The sequence below is a fragment of the Actinoplanes couchii genome (assembly GCF_016862075.1).
Taxonomy (GTDB): domain Bacteria; phylum Actinomycetota; class Actinomycetes; order Mycobacteriales; family Micromonosporaceae; genus Actinoplanes; species Actinoplanes couchii.
In genome coordinates this window covers 1-14,554 of sequence record NZ_BOMG01000072.1, presented here as the reverse complement: position 1 = coordinate 14,554, position 14,554 = coordinate 1, and the positions used below count along the sequence as shown (strand labels likewise).

The window sequence follows — 14,554 nt, the reverse complement described above, 5'->3', positions numbered from 1 at the left end:
GGCCTCAGCGGCTGTGCAACGGCGAGCGAGAATTCGCACCATGGACGCGGACCCTGAAGAGCTGGTGATCATGTCGCCGGAGCAGTACCGGGAGGCCTACGAGAAGGCCCACGGCCATCCACCGCCGGAAGACGACGCCGCCGCCGACGCCGACGACCTGCCGGATTGCGAGTGCCGCACCTTCTGACAACTTGCCGCATTGCGAGTGCTACGCCTTCTGACAACCTGCCGTCAGCGGGTCAGCGGGTCAGCGGGTCAGCGGGTCAGCGGGTCGGCGTGTTGGCGGGTCGGCTGGTCTGCCCGGCCTGGACGAGGTCACCGCCAAGGTCGTCCTGGCAGCGGCTCGTGTTCCAGGGCGGTCAGCAGCCGTCAGTGGCTGAGCTGGTCAGCGGGCCAGCGGCTGAAACGGGCGGGTCAGTGGGTGAGTGGGTCAGCGCCAGACGATGCCTCGGCGTTCGTGCTGGATCAGCTGCTCCACCTCGTGGGCGATTCGGGGGCCGAAGGAGCGTTCGAGCAGGTGGAGGGCCAGGTCCAGGCCGGAGGTCACGCCGGCTCCGGTAATCAGATCGCCGTCGTTGACGATCCGGGCGTCGACGACCGTCACGCCGGTGGCCCGTAGCGCGTCCAGGCCACCTACATGGGTCACCGCTGTGCGGCCCGCCAGCAGGCCGGCCATCGCCAGGGCCAGTGAGCCGCCGCAGACCGTGGTCATGGTGATCTCCGGGTTGGCCATCGCCTTCGCCGCCAGCGGGGCCAGTTCGGAGCGGGCCGCCTGCGCCAGTAGGGCCGGGATCTCGTCGAGAGGCCCGGAAGCGCCGGGGACCAGGACATAGCCGGGCAGGTCCGGGTCAAGGGCGGCGGTCGCGTCCAGGGCCAGGCCCAGGGTTCCACTGACCACCCGGCGCGGTCCCTCCGCCGAAACCAGCCGGACCTCCCAGTTGCCGCCGACCGGGCTGTTGCCATCCGGCCTGCCATCAGTCAGGTCATCAGTCGGGTTGTTGCCTTTCGGCCCGCCATCCGTCAGGCAACCAGCAGTCGGGTTGTTTCCTTTCGGCCCGCCATCCGTCAGGCCAGCGGCAGTCGGGTTGTTGCCTTTCGGGACGTCATCAGTCAGGCCGTTGCCGGCCGGGCTCTTGCCAGCCGGGCTGTCATCAGTCGGGCCACCCGCAGCCGGGCCGCTGCCGGTTGCGGTGTTGTTGGGTGCGGTGCTGTTGGGTGCGGTGCTGTTGGCCAGGGTGGTTCCGGCGACCAGGACTTCTAGAGGGGCTACCACGTCCAACGGGTCGAAGCCGTCGAACAGGACGATTTGGGCATACATCATGGTGAGGAACGCTAATCAGCCCTGATCGTCGGCAGAAGTGGCTGGAATGCCACTATACGACGGGTTCTGGCCAGGTGTCCCGGACGCGGTAGTGGTAGCTGTGGGAATGCGTGAAGCCGACTCCCTCGTACAAGCGGCGGGCCGGGGTGTTGTCCTCCTCGACCTGGAGGTAGAGCAACTCGGCGCCCTGGCCGGCGGACCAGGCCGCGCCCGCGCGCAGGATCGCGGCGGCGTGACCCCGGCGGCGGTGCTGCGGGTCGGTGGCCATACAGAAGATGCCGGCCAGGCCGTCGCCGGCCACGAACAGGCCCAGCGCGACGATCTCCCCGTCGACCGTGATCGAGACGAACCCGGCTGGGCGATCGATCCGGTCGAGGACGTGGGCGCTCACGGCGTCGTTGCCGTAAGCCGCACGCCAGGCCGGCGTGAGCCCAGTGATCTCAACGAAGGCGTCCACAGGCACGGCGTCCGCGGGCGTCGCGGCGACGGTGGGTGATCCGGCGGCCGGATCCGTGGGGGTCACGGTGGTGGTGGGTGATCCAGCGGCCGGGTTTGTGGGCGTCGTGGTGGTGGGTGCTGCGGTGGCCGGGTTTGTGGGGGCCGCGGTGATAGTGGGCGCTGCGGTAGCCGCGTCCGTGGGGGCCGCGATGGTGGTGGGTGCTGTGGCGACCGTCGTGACTGGAGCGGTCAGCACCAGCGTGGGGGCGTCGTGCCGGTACCCGAGGGCGGCCAGCGTCGCGTCCAAGGCGGTGTGTTCCTCGGCGGGACTGACCTGGACGGTGACCGGCAGACCCTTTGATCGGTAGTACGTCTCGGCCACGCCGATCGGCAGCTCGTCGGCGGAGGGGGAGGGGGAAGCAGAGGCGGAGGTGGAGGGGGAGAGGGAAGCGGACGGGGAAAGGGAGGTAGAGGTAGAGGTAGAGGTAGAGAGGAAGGTGGACGGGGAGAGGGAGGTGGAGGGCGTCGGCAGAGCCGAATTGTTGCGGCGTTTGGTGACTCCGGGGGTGTGGCGCAGGATCCAGCCGCCGGCCCGGGTGTTGTGTGTTGCCGGCCACGCGGAGGCGGCGTGTTCTTCGATCTGAGCTGCACGTGTCACTCGGGGATGGCAGGGCGTCGGCTAACGTGTCCCGGTGCCGCGACCTGACGATTCCCGAAATTCCCCGCCGGACTGGCTGCTCTGGCCGGTGCGGGCGATCGCGGTCGTGGTGGTGCTGCCGTTCCGGCTTCTCGGTGAACTCTTCGCGATCATCGGGCGGTTTCTGGGCCGGTACGTGGTCGCCCCGCTGGCCTGGCTGTGGGAGCGTCTGGTCGTCGCGCCGCTGGCCTGGGTGTGGGAGCGTCTGGTCGTCGCGCCGCTGGAGTGGCTGTGGCGGAATCTGATCAGGCCGCCGCTGGTCTGGGCCGGTCATGCGCTGGTCAAGCTGCTCGGCTGGATCCTGATGGTGCCGATGGTGCTGATCGGCGTACCGCTGATGTGGTTGTGGGACAAGCTCTTCGCCTGGGTGCTGCGGCCGGTCGGGCGGGCGATCGTCCGGGTCGCCCAGCTGCTCTGGGGCTGGATCCTGGTGCCGGTGGGCCGGGTGATCTGGTGGTTCCTGGTCACCGGCTGGCACGGCACGTCGTGGCTGTTCCGGCAGTTCTACCGCTGGGTGCTGCGGCCGGTCGGTGTCGCGCTGGCGTTCGTCTGGCGGTGGACGCTGGGGCCGGTGTTCCGGGCGATCGGCGGGGCCGGCCGCTGGGTGCGGGACTCGGTGCTGCGGCCCGTGGGTGCCACGATCCGCAACGTGCTGGAGGCTGTCGGGCTGCACTGACCGCCCCGAAACCCGGGTCTGACCGCGCCGAACCCGGGTCTGGCCGCGCCGAACCCGAGGTCTGGGCGATCATGGGACGTGTGAGTGGGCGTACCTTCGGGATCCTGTCGCCGTTCGTCGGTGGGGACTACTACGGGGCGATCGTCGAGGGGATCAACGCCGCCGCGGTGGCCGCCGGTGACCGGGTGATGGCGATGCAGACCCTGGATCCGGGGGCACACAGCGCGGACCGGGCCGGTCTGCCCGACTTCCACCGGCCGGTGGCGTGGAAGCACCTGGACGGTCTGGCGGTGCTGCCCGGCGCGGTGCCGCCCGCCTTCCCGGCGGCCGCGGTGCGGGCCGGGCTGCCGGTGGTGCTGGTCGCCGAGGAGAGCGCCGCACCGGGCATGTCGGTGGTCGCGGCGGACAACCGCAGCGGCGTACGGGACGCCGTCGCGCACCTGATCGGTCACGGACACGAGCGGATCGCGTTCGCCGGTTACACGGCCCATTTCGATCTGCGGGAACGGCTCGCCGGTTATCGCGCCGGTCTGGCCGAACACGACCTGCCCGAGCTGGTGTTCGACACCGGCGACAACCACGAGAGCGGCGGGGAGCAGGTCGCCGACGCGCTGATCCGGGCCGGGATGCCGGTGACCGCGATCGTGCTGGGCACCGACCGCAACGCGATCGGCCTGATCTCGCAGCTGACCGCGGCCGGGTACGACCTGCCGCGGGAGCTGGCGGTGGTCGGGTTCGACGACATCGCCGACGCCGCGTACCTGCGACCGGCCCTGTCGAGCGTGCGGCAGCCGCTGGACGCGGTCGGCGCCGCCGTGCACGCGCTGCTGACCGAGCCGCCGCAGAAACGCGAGGTGGCGACGATCTTCGGGCCGCGTGAGTCGTGTGGCTGCCCCTCCGACGGCCTGCCGGTCTCCGAGTCACAGACCCGTGAGCTGTTCCGGCAGGTCAGATACCTGCAGGACACCCTCAACATCCAGTACGACCTGGGCATCGCGCTGCTGACCGACAAGGGCGGGGACGCGGGGCGCCTGGACTGGCTGGACCGGACGACAGCGGTGGCGGGCAGCTTCGGCCTGTGGGCGCCGGACGGCGAGCTGGAGCTGACCGGGGCGTACCGGTTCGCGGCGGGCACCCCGGGGCGCGTAATCCCGGTGGATGAATTTCCGCCTCGGGAACTCTTCGACCTGGCCCACGGCGAGGACGGCGACATCGTCTTCGTGGTGCCGGTGCGCAGCCCGCTGAAGGACTGGGGGCTGCTGGCCGCGGTCGGGCGGATCCAGTCGACCACCCCGCCGGGCCGGGAGATGATGAACCACTCCGGCTCGCTGCTGGCGAAGGCCCTGGACTACCGGGTGATGGAGGAGCGGCTGCGGACCGCCGCCATGCGGGACCACCTGACCGGGCTGCCCAACCGTCTGCTGCTGGAGGACCGTCTGACGCAGGCCGGACTTCGGGCCGCCAGGGAACCCGGCTACCGTTTCGGTGTGCTTCTGCTTGATCTCGACGGCTTCAAGGCGGTGAACGACTCGCTCGGTCACGCCGCCGGTGACCAGCTGTTGATACAGGTGGCACGGCGGTTGACCGGCCAGTTGCGGCGCACCGATACGGTGGCCCGGCTGGGTGGGGACGAGTTCGTCGTGCTGATCGAGGACGTGTCCCGGCCGGGCGCGGAGGACGTGGTCCGCGCCTCGATCCGGGCGGCGGTGACCGAGCCGTACCTGATCGACGGCAAGCGGGTCGAGGTGGGAGTGAGCATCGGTTCGGCGGTCTCCGGGGACGGAAACCCGGACCCCGACCTGCTGCTGCGTGAGGCCGACGCGGCGATGTACCGGGCCAAGTCGGCGTCGCGGCGACGATGACGTGACTGTGGAGAAACGAGACGTGACGACCGACCAGCCCGGCCAGCTCGCCCGGCGCGGGCATCCCGAGGCCTGGCACGAGCAGTACGCCGATCTCAACCACTTCCTGATGGTCTACAAGTTCGGCCTGGCCGAGATGAACACGAAGATCACCATCCTGGCCGAGGAACTGACCCATCGCGGCTCCGGCAACCCGATCGAGCACATCAGCCCGCGCCTGAAGACCCCGGCGAGCATCACCGCGAAGGCCCACCGGCTGAACTGCCCGCTGCACTTCGACGACCTGCGCGCCCGGATAAGGGACATCGCCGGGATCCGGATCGTGTGCAGTTTCGTCTCCGACGTCTACACGGTCGCGAACATGCTGACCCGCCAGCCGGACGTCAACCTGGTGGTGACCAAGGACTACATCGCCAAGCCGAAGGCCAACGGGTACCGCAGCCTGCACCTGATCGTGGAGATCCCGGTCTTCATGTCCGACCGGGTGGTGGCGGTGCCGGTCGAGGTGCAGTTGCGCACGGTCGCGATGGACTTCTGGGCCAGCCTGGAACACAAGATCTACTACAAGCACGACCCGGACGTGGTCCCGCCCCGGCTGCGCGACGAACTGACCGCCGCCGCCGAGGACGCCGCCCGCCTGGACCTGCGGATGGAACGGCTGCACCGGGAGATACACGGCCCACGGCGCTGAGCGGTCAGGCGTCCAGCCGCAGGATCGACTCCTCGATCTCGGTTCCGCGGGCTTCGGCGTACGCCACCTGGGTCTTGATGATCTTGAAGTCGGCCTTGGCCAGGACCCGCAGGGAGGCGATGTTGTCGCCGGCCGCGCGGGCGAAGATCGGGCGGTGCGGGACCTCGGCCAGGAACCGGGTCAGCGCGACGGTGGCGATGCCACGGCCCCAGAAGGCGCGGTCGATCCAGTAGGCGATCTCGGTGTCGCCCGCCATCACCCAGCAGCCGATGGTGCCGGCCAGCACGCCGTTCACGGTGATCGCCCGCTCGATCACGTCGGACCGCGACCGGATCCGGGCCCGGTGCGCCTCGAAGGCCGCCCGGTCGTCCGGATCGGGCCTGGTGAAAGCCGCCATCCGCACCGACTCGGGGTCACGGGACTGCTCGAACAGCGCGTCCTCGTCGGCGTCGTGAACCGGTCGCAGCGCGATCACCACAGGCATTCCGCGATTGTGCCGGACCGTCCGGTTCCGCGTTGCCCCGTTTCAGTCGGCGTCGGTGGCCGCCAGCACGGCCAGGCGGCGGCCGTCCGGCGACAGCACCGCGAAACCCAGGTCCCAGCCGTCCCCGTTGAACCACTCGGAGTCCGGCCCGAACGACACCCACGTGCAGTCCTCGGCCAGCGCGGCGACCTCCCGGACCGTGGCGCCCGGCGGGGCCCCGGTGAGGGCGGCGACCGAACGCCAGGTGGCGAGCCGGCCGTACGCCCCGAACCCGCCTCGGCTGTGCGCGCCGCCGTCCGACGCCGCCCCGAACAGACGGTGCCAGGCGTGCGCGGGCACACGCCGTACCCGCCGGTCAGGCCCTGAGCGCTGGCCAGCCCGACATCGAGGAACGCGTGCGGTGTCACCGGCTCGTCGAAGGCGAAGACCCGGGCCTCGGCGCGCCCGTTGGACTCCCCGACCCAGTTCGCCACCGCCGCCGCCATGTCACCGGGGTCGGTCTCGTGCCACCGTCCAGCCGGTCCGCCGGGTGGCATCGGCGACACCGTCACGTCACGGCTGCTCGTCGAGCTGCCGTTGATCGTGTATCGGGGCAGCTCCGGCCACTTCTCCATCGGGGTGAGGGACAGCGGCAGCCAGGAGAGCGGATGTGGTGGCTGCGCCCCGAAACGGCCCGGTGGGTACGCGCGCAGCACCAGCTCCTGACCCAGGCAGGAACTCAGCTCGGACGGCCCGGCCAGCACCCGCAGCTCGGAGGCGGGATGCTCGGACGCCAGCAGCGACGCCGCGAACCGGGCCCGGCGCCCGGTCGCGACGGTCGCGAAGAATTCCGCGGCCTCGATCACCGGACCGGGGCGCCGGGCCAGCCGGCGCAGGATGCCGTCGGCGAGGCTGTGGAACTGCCACGGCGGGTTCGGGTCGGCGCCGTACCGCCGCCACAGGTCGATCCCGAGATCCGCCACGAACCGGACATCGCCGTCACGGAGTCGCTGGTCGACGTCGTCCAGTCCGGTCTCGATCACCACGACACGATAATGCGTTGCCCGATGGGCTCCGGGGTGCTGGGGTTCGGGTGTGGATGAACAAGAAGTGCTGGCGCTGTTCGACCGGCAGATGCGAAAAGAGTCGAACGAGGCCGGGCCGTCGACCCGGATGGAACGCGACGGCACCGTGCTGCGGCACGTGGGTGGCAAGCTGGACTGGAACGCGGTTGTCTGGTCGGAGCTGGACGAGGACGACGCGGATGCGGTGATCGCCGAGCAGGTGCGGTTCTTCGGCGAGCTGGGTGTCGAGTTCGAGTGGAAGCTCTACGGCCATGACACCCCCGCCGACCTGGGTGACCGGCTTCTCGCGGCGGGTTTCGCGGCCGAGGAGCGGGAGACGCTGATGGTCGGTGAGATCAGCGGGTTGCGGTTGGCGACAGATCTTCCCGATGGCGTACGCCTGGAGAGGGTCACCGACGCCGCCGGGGTCGAGCTGATGGCCCGGGCCAGCGAACGTGCCTTCGGGGAGAACGCCGACTGGCTGCGGCACCGGGTGCTCAAACAGCTGACCGAGGAGCCGGAGAACGCCTACCCGTTCGTGGTGCTGGCCGGTGACGAGCCGGTGTCCGGCGCCCGCATGGACGTCTACCCGGGCACCGACTTCGTCGGCCTGTGGGGCGGCGGCACCGCACCCGAGTGGCGCGGTAAGGGGATCTACCGCGCGCTGGTCGCCGAACGGGCCCGCATCGCCGCCGACCTGGGCTACAAGTACCTGCAGGTGGACGCCACCGACCAGTCCCGCCCGATCCTGCAGCGCCTGGGATTCGCGGCCCTGAGCACGACCACGCCTTACATCAAGGCGCCCGCTCAGCGCTCGTGACCGGGATCGGGCTACTGGATGCCGAGGCGGGCCAGGGGCTCGACCAGCTCGCGTTCCTCGTAGGCCAGGTGGGACAGCAGCGTGTCGGAGAGCAGGTTCACCGCTTCGCGGAGGGCCGGTAGTCCGTCGGGGGCCGAGACCAGCGTGACCAGGGCCTGGTCGACGCCTTCGAGGACGTCGTGGATGACGTGGTGCTCGGCCTCCAGACGGTCCACCACCTTCGCCAGGCGGGGGTCGCTGCGGCGCAGGTGCGGGAAGAGCGAGCGGTCCTCGAGGGTGTGGTGGGTGGTGACGATCCGGCAGTACGACTCGCAGTACGTGCCGAGGGTCCAGTTGTTCTGCCGCATCGTCATCGTGTTGATGTGGGAGCGGGCGGTGCCGACGTCGATGGTGCCGGCTTCGACCTGGTCGATCAGGTCGTGGATCTGCTCCAACTCGCCGCGCAGGCTGTCGTGGACCTGGATCAGGTGCTGTCCGGTCGCCAGGTCGTGCGGGGTGTAGCTGCGACGGGGGTCCAGGGCCGGGCCGGTGGGGCGTTCGCTCTCGTCCCAGACCACGGTGCTGCTCCGGCGTACCGCAGGGGGAGGGGTGGGAACGACCGCGAACCCGGACGGCTCGGCGACCGCGACCACCGCGGGGTTCGCCGGGGTCGACGACACCAGCTCCCGGACTGCCGGGGCGACCTCGGCGGCGAATCGGCGCAGCTCGGTGGGGTCGTCGGTGGCCAGGATGAACGTGCTGACGCCGTCGCCGAGGGCCAGCTCCGCCAGCTCCTCCGGGGTCTGCCCGGGCCCGATGTTGAGCAGTCGCCGGATGTCGGACGGCTGCCGCCCGGCCGCCAGCGCCGCCTCGTCGATGATCTTGTTGCCGGCGGTGAGATCGCCCGGTTTGAGATAGCCCAGCGACGGCAGCCACCCGTCCGCCCGGCGCCCGGTGAGGGCCAGCATCCGCGGCTTGTAGGCGCCGAGCCAGATGCCGACGTCGTGGGCGGGCGCCGGGCCCCGTTTCGCCCCGACCACCCGGTGGTACGTGCCGTCGACCCGGACCGCCCGTTTGCCGTCGACGTCCCACAGCTCGCGGATGACGTCGATGCCCTCCTCCAGGGCCTGCACCGCCTGCGCCGGGGTGAGCCGCTGCCCGCCCATCGCCTCGATCGCCTCCCAGAACGCGCCCGCGCCGAGACCCAGCTCGATCCGGCCGCCGCTGAGCAGGTCGAGGCTGGCGACGCTGCGGGCCAGCACGGCCGGCGGGCGCAGCGGCAGGTTGGTGACGTTGGCCGCCAGGCTCACCCGCTGGGTGCGGGCGGCGGCCCAGCTCAGCAGGGTCCAGGTGTCGAGGAAACCGGGCTGGTACGGATGGTCCTGGTAGGTGACCAGGTCGAGGCCGGCCTGCTCGGCGAGCACGGTGAGCGCCACGACCCGGTCGGGGTCGCCGGCGGACGGGGTGAGGAAGGACCCGAACTGGAGCGGGTAGCCATAGTCGGACATGCCTCAACTGTGCAGCGATTCAGAAGATCTGTCAAACAGACTATCTGTGGTGCTAGGGTATTTCTCGTGACGACGCCCCTGGAAGGTGATCTCGGCTGGATGCTGGGCGTGGTGTTCCGCGCCTATGTCAAAGCCGCCGAGCACGTGCTCAGTGACCTGCCCGGCGGCCCGCGCGGCTATCAGGTGCTCAGTGCGGCCGTCGACGACCGGCCCCGCAACCAGGTCGCCATCGGGCAGGAGCTGGGCGTGGACCGGACGATCCTGACGTACCTCATCGACGACCTGGAGAAACAGGACCTCGTCACCCGCCGCCCCGACCCGGCCGACCGCCGCAGCCGGCTCATCGTCGCCACCGACCGGGGCCGGTCGGCGTGGCAGGCGCACCGCGACGCGCTGCGCCGGGCCGAGACGCACGTGCTGCGCGCGCTGCCCGAGGGCGACGTCACGGTGTTCCGCGACCTGTTGCAGCGGATCGCCTGCGACGCACAGACCCGGGATCCGCTCAAGGACCTGTGCGAGGTCGTTCAGCCGACCTCGTGAGTGGCGTTTGCTGCGCTAGCACGGCAAAAGGCCCATATCGTCGCGGTTATGTCACATTCACCCTGGCTGGCGACACTGCTCACCGGTGCGCTGGTCCTTCCGGGCGCTCCCGCCCACGCCGGCACCGTCCCGCCGATCTCGGTCGCGCCGGACCACACGGTCGGCTTCGACGGCCTCGTCTACACCAGCGTCCACGTGGGCGACACCGTCTACCTGGGCGGCAGCTTCACGCACGCGATCGTCGACGGCAAAGCGGTCACCCGTAAACGTCTCGCCGCGGTGGACTCCCGCACCGGCCGGCTGCTGCCCTGGGCGCCCGTTCTGGACGGCACCGTGACGGGCGTCGCCGGCAGCGGTTCGTCGCTCTACGTGACCGGCAAGTTCCGCAACGCCGGTGGGCAGCCCCGGCGCGGGCTCGCCGCGATCGATCTCAGGACCGGCGACGTCGGCGGGCTGAAGCACACCGTCGACGGGCGCGGGCAGACCCTCACGGTCGCCGGCGGCCGGCTCTTCCTGGGCGGCGAGTTCTCCGCCGTCGACGGCCGGCCGGCGCGCAACCTGGCCGCCTTCAAGCTCTCCGACGGCAGCCTCGACACCGGCTTCGCCGGCGACACCGACGGCAAGGTGTGGGCACTGACGGCGTCCGGCTCCCGGCTCTACGTGGGCGGGGCCTTCAAACAGATCAACGGAGTCGCCGGTACGGCACGGCTGGCCGCCCTCAAGCTCGCCGACGGGAAGGTCGACACCGGGTTCAAGCCGTCCACCCCGTACACCTCTTTCGCCCTGACCGTCGCGGGTGACCGGGTGTTCGCCGGGCTGGCCGGGGTCGGTGGCCGGGTCCAGGCGTACCGCCCGGACGGGGGTCTGGCCTGGAGCAGCGTGACCGACGGCGACGTGCAGGCGATCACGTTCCTGAACGGCACCGTCTACGGCGGCGGCCACTTCACGGTCGCGTGTACGAAGCCGTCCGCCACCGCCACCTCGTGGTGTCCGGGCAAGACTCTGCGGCCGCAGCCGAAGATCGCGGCCTGGGATCCGGCGACCGGCGTGCTGCGGGACTGGAATCCGCGCAGCAACGGCCGGTGGGGTGTCCTCACCCTGAAGTCCAACCCGGCGCTGGGCACCCTCACCGTCGGCGGCGACTTCACCGCTTTCGGCGGCGCCGACCGGCCGCGGTTCGCCCAGTTCCGTGCCTGCCGCTACGGCTGCACCCGCCGTTCCGGCTAGCGCCCTCGCGCCTGTCGATGGCATCCTCACGGGCGTGTTGCTCGATGGACGGCGCGGTCTCGTCTTCTTCCTGATCCTGATGCTTGCCGGGTGCGGGCTGGACAAGCCCGCACCCGTTCCCGTTCCCGTTCCGTCGCCGTCCCCGGCCGGGCCCTCGCCGTCGGCCCCGGTTCTGGAGAGCGAACCCGCGGTGATCCCCGGCGCCGCCCGCCCCGGCGTGCTGCCGATCGTGATCCAGCACGGACCCCGGGCCGCGAAACGGGTGGCGCTGACCTTCGACGCCGACATGACCGACGCGATGATCGCCCGGTTGAAGCGCGGCGAGGTGAAGTCGTACGCGAACCTGCGCCTGCTGAAGATCCTGGAGAACCGCCGTGTCCCGGCCACGTTCTTCGTCACCGGCCAGTGGGCCGAGCAGTACCCCGAGGTCACCCGGCGGATCGCCGGGAACCCGCTGTTCGAGATCGCCAACCACAGTTACGAGCACGCGGCCTTCACCGGCGACTGCTACAACCTGCCCCGGGTGGCGCCGGCTGGCATGACCGAGGACGTGGCGAAGACGTTCCGGGTGCTGGAGCCGTTCGGCGGCCGGCAGACCCGCTACTTCCGGTTCCCCGGCCTGTGTCACGACGCGGCGGCCCGCAAGGCCCTGGCCCCGCTGGGCGTGACGATCATCGACGGCGACGTGGTCAGCGGGGATCCGTTCGCCCGCGGCCCGTCCCCGGTGGTGAACGCGGTCCTGGACCAGGTGAAGCCCGGCTCGATCGTGATCATGCACGTCACCGAGGCGAACGCGCAGTACACCGACGACGCGCTGCCGGCGATCCTGGCCGGCCTGAAACGTAAGAACCTCCAGCCGGTGACGCTCTCCGCACTGCTGGGGTGAGCGGCTCCGACCGGAGGTTCCCTCGGGTGGGCGTCAGGCGTTGACGGTCTGCCCGGTCAGCACGGCCGGCAGGCGCGGGGCCAGCAGCCGGTCGACGCTGTAGCGGCCGGCGCCCAGCACCGCGAAGACCAGCGCGGCCGCGCCGAGCACGGCGACCAGCTCGAAGCCGCCGTTGTCGACGAAGACACCGTTGGAGACGTGCACCAGCACGAACGCGCCGACCATGTTGACGACCAGCAGCAGCGACACCAGCGGCACCGCGACCCCGGCGACCAGGGCGATCCCGCCGGCCAGCTCGACGATCGCGGCGAACCAGGCGCTGACGGTCGGCAGCGGGACACCCATCTGGCCGAAGGCGGCGCTGGTGCCGTCGAGGCCCCACTCGTTGAACTTCTGCCATCCGTGGGCGATGAAGACGATGCCGACGACGACGCGGGCGATCAGCAGGGCGACGTCACGGGGGATCGTGGTGTTCACGAGGTGCCTTTCCGCAGGGAACAGTTGTCCCGACAACTATTGCCGCGGCGGTTGCTCGGCGCAACAAACTTGAAGTTTCAACCTTATGGGGGATGTCACAGCGGGTCGTAGCGGCGGTATATCTCGGCCCGGTCGTTACCCGGGTCGAGCTTGCGCAACAGCGCGTCACTGATCACCCCGAGCTGGGTGAGCTGCTCCGGGGTCAGCGCGTCCACCACGTACTCCCGGACGGTGTCGACGTGCCCCGGCGCACTCGCCCGCACCTTGTCGAAGCCGGCGTCGGTCAGCCGGGCGTTGGTGGCCCGCCGGTCCCGCGGGCAGGGGAACCGCTCGACCAGCCCACGCGTCTCCAGCCGCTGCACCACGTGCGAGAGCCGGGCCAGCGTCGCGGCGGTCCGGGAGGCGAGCGCCGTCATCCGCAGCGTGTGCTCCGGCGCCTCGGAGAGTTGCGACAGCACGTAGTAGTCGAAGTGGGTGAGCTGAGCGTCGCGGCGCAACTGGCTGTCGAGCACGCCCGGGAGCAGTTCGACGACACCGATGAAGCGCACCCATGCCGCCAGCTGCTCGGAGGTCAGCCACGGAGTGTCCACGCCGCGATTCTCGCAGCACACCCGATCTCAGATCAGGGCGTCCCCGGCCGATCTGGGAGTCGATGAAAATCGCCGTCCCGTCCCGCGCCGTGTCCGCGGCCGTATCGGATCCCGCACGGCTCGCCGCGGTGGCCTCGACGGGGCTGATCGACCTGCCCGGATCCCCGGTGCTGGACCGGATCACCGGGCTCGCGGCCCGCATCGTCGGCGGCACGGTCACCCTGGTCTCCCTGGTCGAACAGGACCGGCAGTGTTTCGTCAGCAGCGGCGGCCCGGGCGCCACCGGGGAGATCACCGAGACGCCGCTGACCCACTCGTACTGCAAATATGTGGTGGAAAGTGGGAAGCCCCTGGTCGTGCCGGACGCGCGGGAGCATCCGCTGCTGCACGACAACCCGGCCATCACCGACTACCGGGCGATCTCCTACCTGGGTGTCCCATTGCGCTCCCCGGACGGTCACATCCTGGGCACGCTGTGTGCCGGCGGCTCCGAGCCGCGGAACTGGTCGGACGACGACGTGGCGGCCATGGAGGACCTGGCCGTCACCGCCACCGCCGAGATCGCCGCCCGGATCAGCGCCGCCGAGGCCGCCCGCGCCGCCGACCTGATCCAGCAGATCCTGGACAGCACCCTGGACGCGTTCCTGTCCACCGGGCCGTCCGGCCTGGTCACCTCCTGGAACCGGGAGGCCGAACGGATGTTCGGCTGGACCGAGGCCGAGGCCATCGGGCGGGACTTCACCACGCTGGTCATCGTGCCGGAGGATCGCGCGGCGTACACCCACTGGCTCGCGCGGACCGGGGCGCAGACCGAGGCGGCCGGCCGGCGGGTGGCGTTCCAGGTGCTGCAACGGGGCGGCCGGCGGTTCCCGGTCGAGTTCTCGCTGACCGTGCTCAGCGGCCCGGACGGCCCGGACGCCTACCTGTTCGTCCGGGACCTGACCGCGGCCCGGCACAGCGAACGGTTGCGCAGCCTGGAGTACTCGGTCGCCGGTGTGCTGGCCGCGGCGCAGAGTGTCGAGCAGGCGACCGCGGCGGTGGTGGCGGCGGTCGGCGAGACCCTGCAATGGCCGTACGCCGAATATTGGCACCTGGACGCCGAAGGCACGAACATGGAACGGCTCGCGGTGTGGTCGCGCGACCCCGAAGGCACCGCCCGGATGTCGGATTGGCATGCGATCATGCGCGGGTCGGGCGTGGTCGGCGAGGAGTGGGACGCCGGGACCGCGATCTGGATCTCCGACGTGCCCGGCACCGGCGGACCCCGTGCCGACGCCGCCCGGGTGTCCGGCCTGCGAACCGCCGCCGCCGTCCC

At 70.8% G+C, this 14,554-nt stretch carries 16 protein-coding genes and 1 pseudogene; 9 read left to right on the top strand and 8 right to left on the bottom strand.

All coding sequences use genetic code 11. The features are described from left to right. Positions 1-40 precede the first annotated feature (40 nt). Positions 41-187, top strand: a complete 147-nt coding sequence (locus Aco03nite_RS28855) for a hypothetical protein (protein ID WP_203800126.1) — start codon at positions 41-43, stop codon at positions 185-187. Positions 188-430: 243 nt separating this feature from the next. On the opposite strand, the gene Aco03nite_RS28850 is transcribed toward Aco03nite_RS28855, so the two are convergent. Next, positions 431-1,321, bottom strand: a complete 891-nt coding sequence (locus Aco03nite_RS28850; protein ID WP_239145513.1) for a DJ-1/PfpI family protein — start codon at positions 1,319-1,321, stop codon at positions 431-433. Between the two features lie 52 nt (positions 1,322-1,373). Beyond that, positions 1,374-2,417 carry a GNAT family N-acetyltransferase gene (locus Aco03nite_RS54215; RefSeq protein WP_203800123.1) on the bottom strand — a complete coding sequence of 348 codons (1,044 nt, stop codon included), beginning with the start codon at positions 2,415-2,417 and terminating at the stop codon, positions 1,374-1,376. Between the two features lie 34 nt (positions 2,418-2,451). Here Aco03nite_RS54215 and Aco03nite_RS28840 point away from each other — a divergent pair, with 34 nt between their 5' ends. The 3 genes from Aco03nite_RS28840 (at position 2,452) to Aco03nite_RS28830 (ending at position 5,685) form a co-directional block, all read left to right on the top strand. Continuing rightward, a complete protein-coding gene (locus tag Aco03nite_RS28840; RefSeq protein WP_203800119.1) occupies positions 2,452-3,132 on the top strand; it encodes a hypothetical protein in 681 nt (226 codons plus the stop codon). 80 nt (positions 3,133-3,212) lie between these two features. Beyond that, positions 3,213-4,994, top strand: a complete 1,782-nt coding sequence (locus tag Aco03nite_RS28835) for a substrate-binding and GGDEF domain-containing protein (protein WP_203800117.1) — start codon at positions 3,213-3,215, stop codon at positions 4,992-4,994. Positions 4,995-5,016: 22 nt separating this feature from the next. Continuing rightward, positions 5,017-5,685: a GTP pyrophosphokinase gene (locus tag Aco03nite_RS28830; RefSeq protein WP_239145512.1), complete on the top strand. Its 669-nt coding sequence runs from the start codon at positions 5,017-5,019 to the stop codon at positions 5,683-5,685. Between the two features lie 4 nt (positions 5,686-5,689). On the opposite strand, the gene Aco03nite_RS28825 is transcribed toward Aco03nite_RS28830, so the two are convergent. From Aco03nite_RS28825 to Aco03nite_RS54775, 3 genes and pseudogenes are all read right to left on the bottom strand, one after another. Beyond that, the gene (locus tag Aco03nite_RS28825) at positions 5,690-6,169 is read right to left on the bottom strand and encodes a GNAT family N-acetyltransferase (protein ID WP_203800115.1); all 480 of its coding nucleotides are present in this window, start codon (positions 6,167-6,169) and stop codon (positions 5,690-5,692) included. A 42-nt stretch (positions 6,170-6,211) separates the two neighbouring features. After that, positions 6,212-6,508 (bottom strand): DUF6183 family protein, encoded by a 297-nt coding sequence (locus Aco03nite_RS54210; protein ID WP_203800113.1) that lies wholly within the window; start codon positions 6,506-6,508, stop codon positions 6,212-6,214. Between the two features lie 74 nt (positions 6,509-6,582). Next, positions 6,583-7,131 (bottom strand): annotated as a pseudogene (locus tag Aco03nite_RS54775) (DUF6183 family protein); the annotation flags it as partial. A gap of 112 nt (positions 7,132-7,243) precedes the next feature. Here Aco03nite_RS54775 and Aco03nite_RS28805 point away from each other — a divergent pair. Continuing rightward, positions 7,244-8,032, top strand: a complete 789-nt coding sequence (locus Aco03nite_RS28805; RefSeq protein ID WP_239145511.1) for a GNAT family N-acetyltransferase — start codon at positions 7,244-7,246, stop codon at positions 8,030-8,032. Positions 8,033-8,043: 11 nt separating this feature from the next. Here the strand turns inward: Aco03nite_RS28805 and Aco03nite_RS28800 are convergent, their stop codons facing one another. Further along, positions 8,044-9,519 carry an LLM class flavin-dependent oxidoreductase gene (locus Aco03nite_RS28800; RefSeq protein ID WP_203800107.1) on the bottom strand — a complete coding sequence of 492 codons (1,476 nt, stop codon included), beginning with the start codon at positions 9,517-9,519 and terminating at the stop codon, positions 8,044-8,046. 66 nt (positions 9,520-9,585) lie between these two features. Between Aco03nite_RS28800 and Aco03nite_RS28795 the strand changes: the two genes are divergently transcribed. From Aco03nite_RS28795 to Aco03nite_RS28785, 3 genes are read left to right on the top strand one after another with little or no spacing between them, the layout of a single operon-like run. Beyond that, a complete protein-coding gene (locus tag Aco03nite_RS28795) occupies positions 9,586-10,059 on the top strand; it encodes a MarR family winged helix-turn-helix transcriptional regulator (RefSeq protein ID WP_239145510.1) in 474 nt (157 codons plus the stop codon). A 48-nt stretch (positions 10,060-10,107) separates the two neighbouring features. Beyond that, positions 10,108-11,286 (top strand): PQQ-binding-like beta-propeller repeat protein, encoded by a 1,179-nt coding sequence (locus Aco03nite_RS28790; RefSeq protein ID WP_203800104.1) that lies wholly within the window; start codon positions 10,108-10,110, stop codon positions 11,284-11,286. 34 nt (positions 11,287-11,320) lie between these two features. Next, positions 11,321-12,172, top strand: a complete 852-nt coding sequence (locus tag Aco03nite_RS28785) for a polysaccharide deacetylase family protein (protein ID WP_239145509.1) — start codon at positions 11,321-11,323, stop codon at positions 12,170-12,172. Between the two features lie 33 nt (positions 12,173-12,205). On the opposite strand, the gene Aco03nite_RS28780 is transcribed toward Aco03nite_RS28785, so the two are convergent. Further along, the gene (locus tag Aco03nite_RS28780) at positions 12,206-12,649 is read right to left on the bottom strand and encodes a DoxX family protein (RefSeq protein ID WP_203800101.1); all 444 of its coding nucleotides are present in this window, start codon (positions 12,647-12,649) and stop codon (positions 12,206-12,208) included. 95 nt (positions 12,650-12,744) lie between these two features. After that, positions 12,745-13,239, bottom strand: coding sequence for a MarR family winged helix-turn-helix transcriptional regulator (locus Aco03nite_RS28775; RefSeq protein ID WP_239145508.1), 495 nt, complete (start codon positions 13,237-13,239; stop codon positions 12,745-12,747). 62 nt (positions 13,240-13,301) lie between these two features. Here Aco03nite_RS28775 and Aco03nite_RS28770 point away from each other — a divergent pair. After that, positions 13,302-14,554, top strand: a 1,253-nt coding sequence (locus tag Aco03nite_RS28770) for a GAF domain-containing protein (RefSeq protein WP_203800099.1), incomplete at its 3' end; no start/stop codon positions are given.

Coding starts and splice junctions, on each gene's coding strand:
- Aco03nite_RS28825 (WP_203800115.1), bottom strand. CDS start 6,169: ATGCCTGTGGTGATCGCGCTGCGACCGGTTCACGACGCCGACGAGGAC.
- Aco03nite_RS28850 (WP_239145513.1), bottom strand. CDS start 1,321: ATGATGTATGCCCAAATCGTCCTGTTCGACGGCTTCGACCCGTTGGAC.
- Aco03nite_RS28790 (WP_203800104.1), top strand. CDS start 10,108: ATGTCACATTCACCCTGGCTGGCGACACTGCTCACCGGTGCGCTGGTC.
- Aco03nite_RS28800 (WP_203800107.1), bottom strand. CDS start 9,519: ATGTCCGACTATGGCTACCCGCTCCAGTTCGGGTCCTTCCTCACCCCG.
- Aco03nite_RS28855 (WP_203800126.1), top strand. CDS start 41: ATGGACGCGGACCCTGAAGAGCTGGTGATCATGTCGCCGGAGCAGTAC.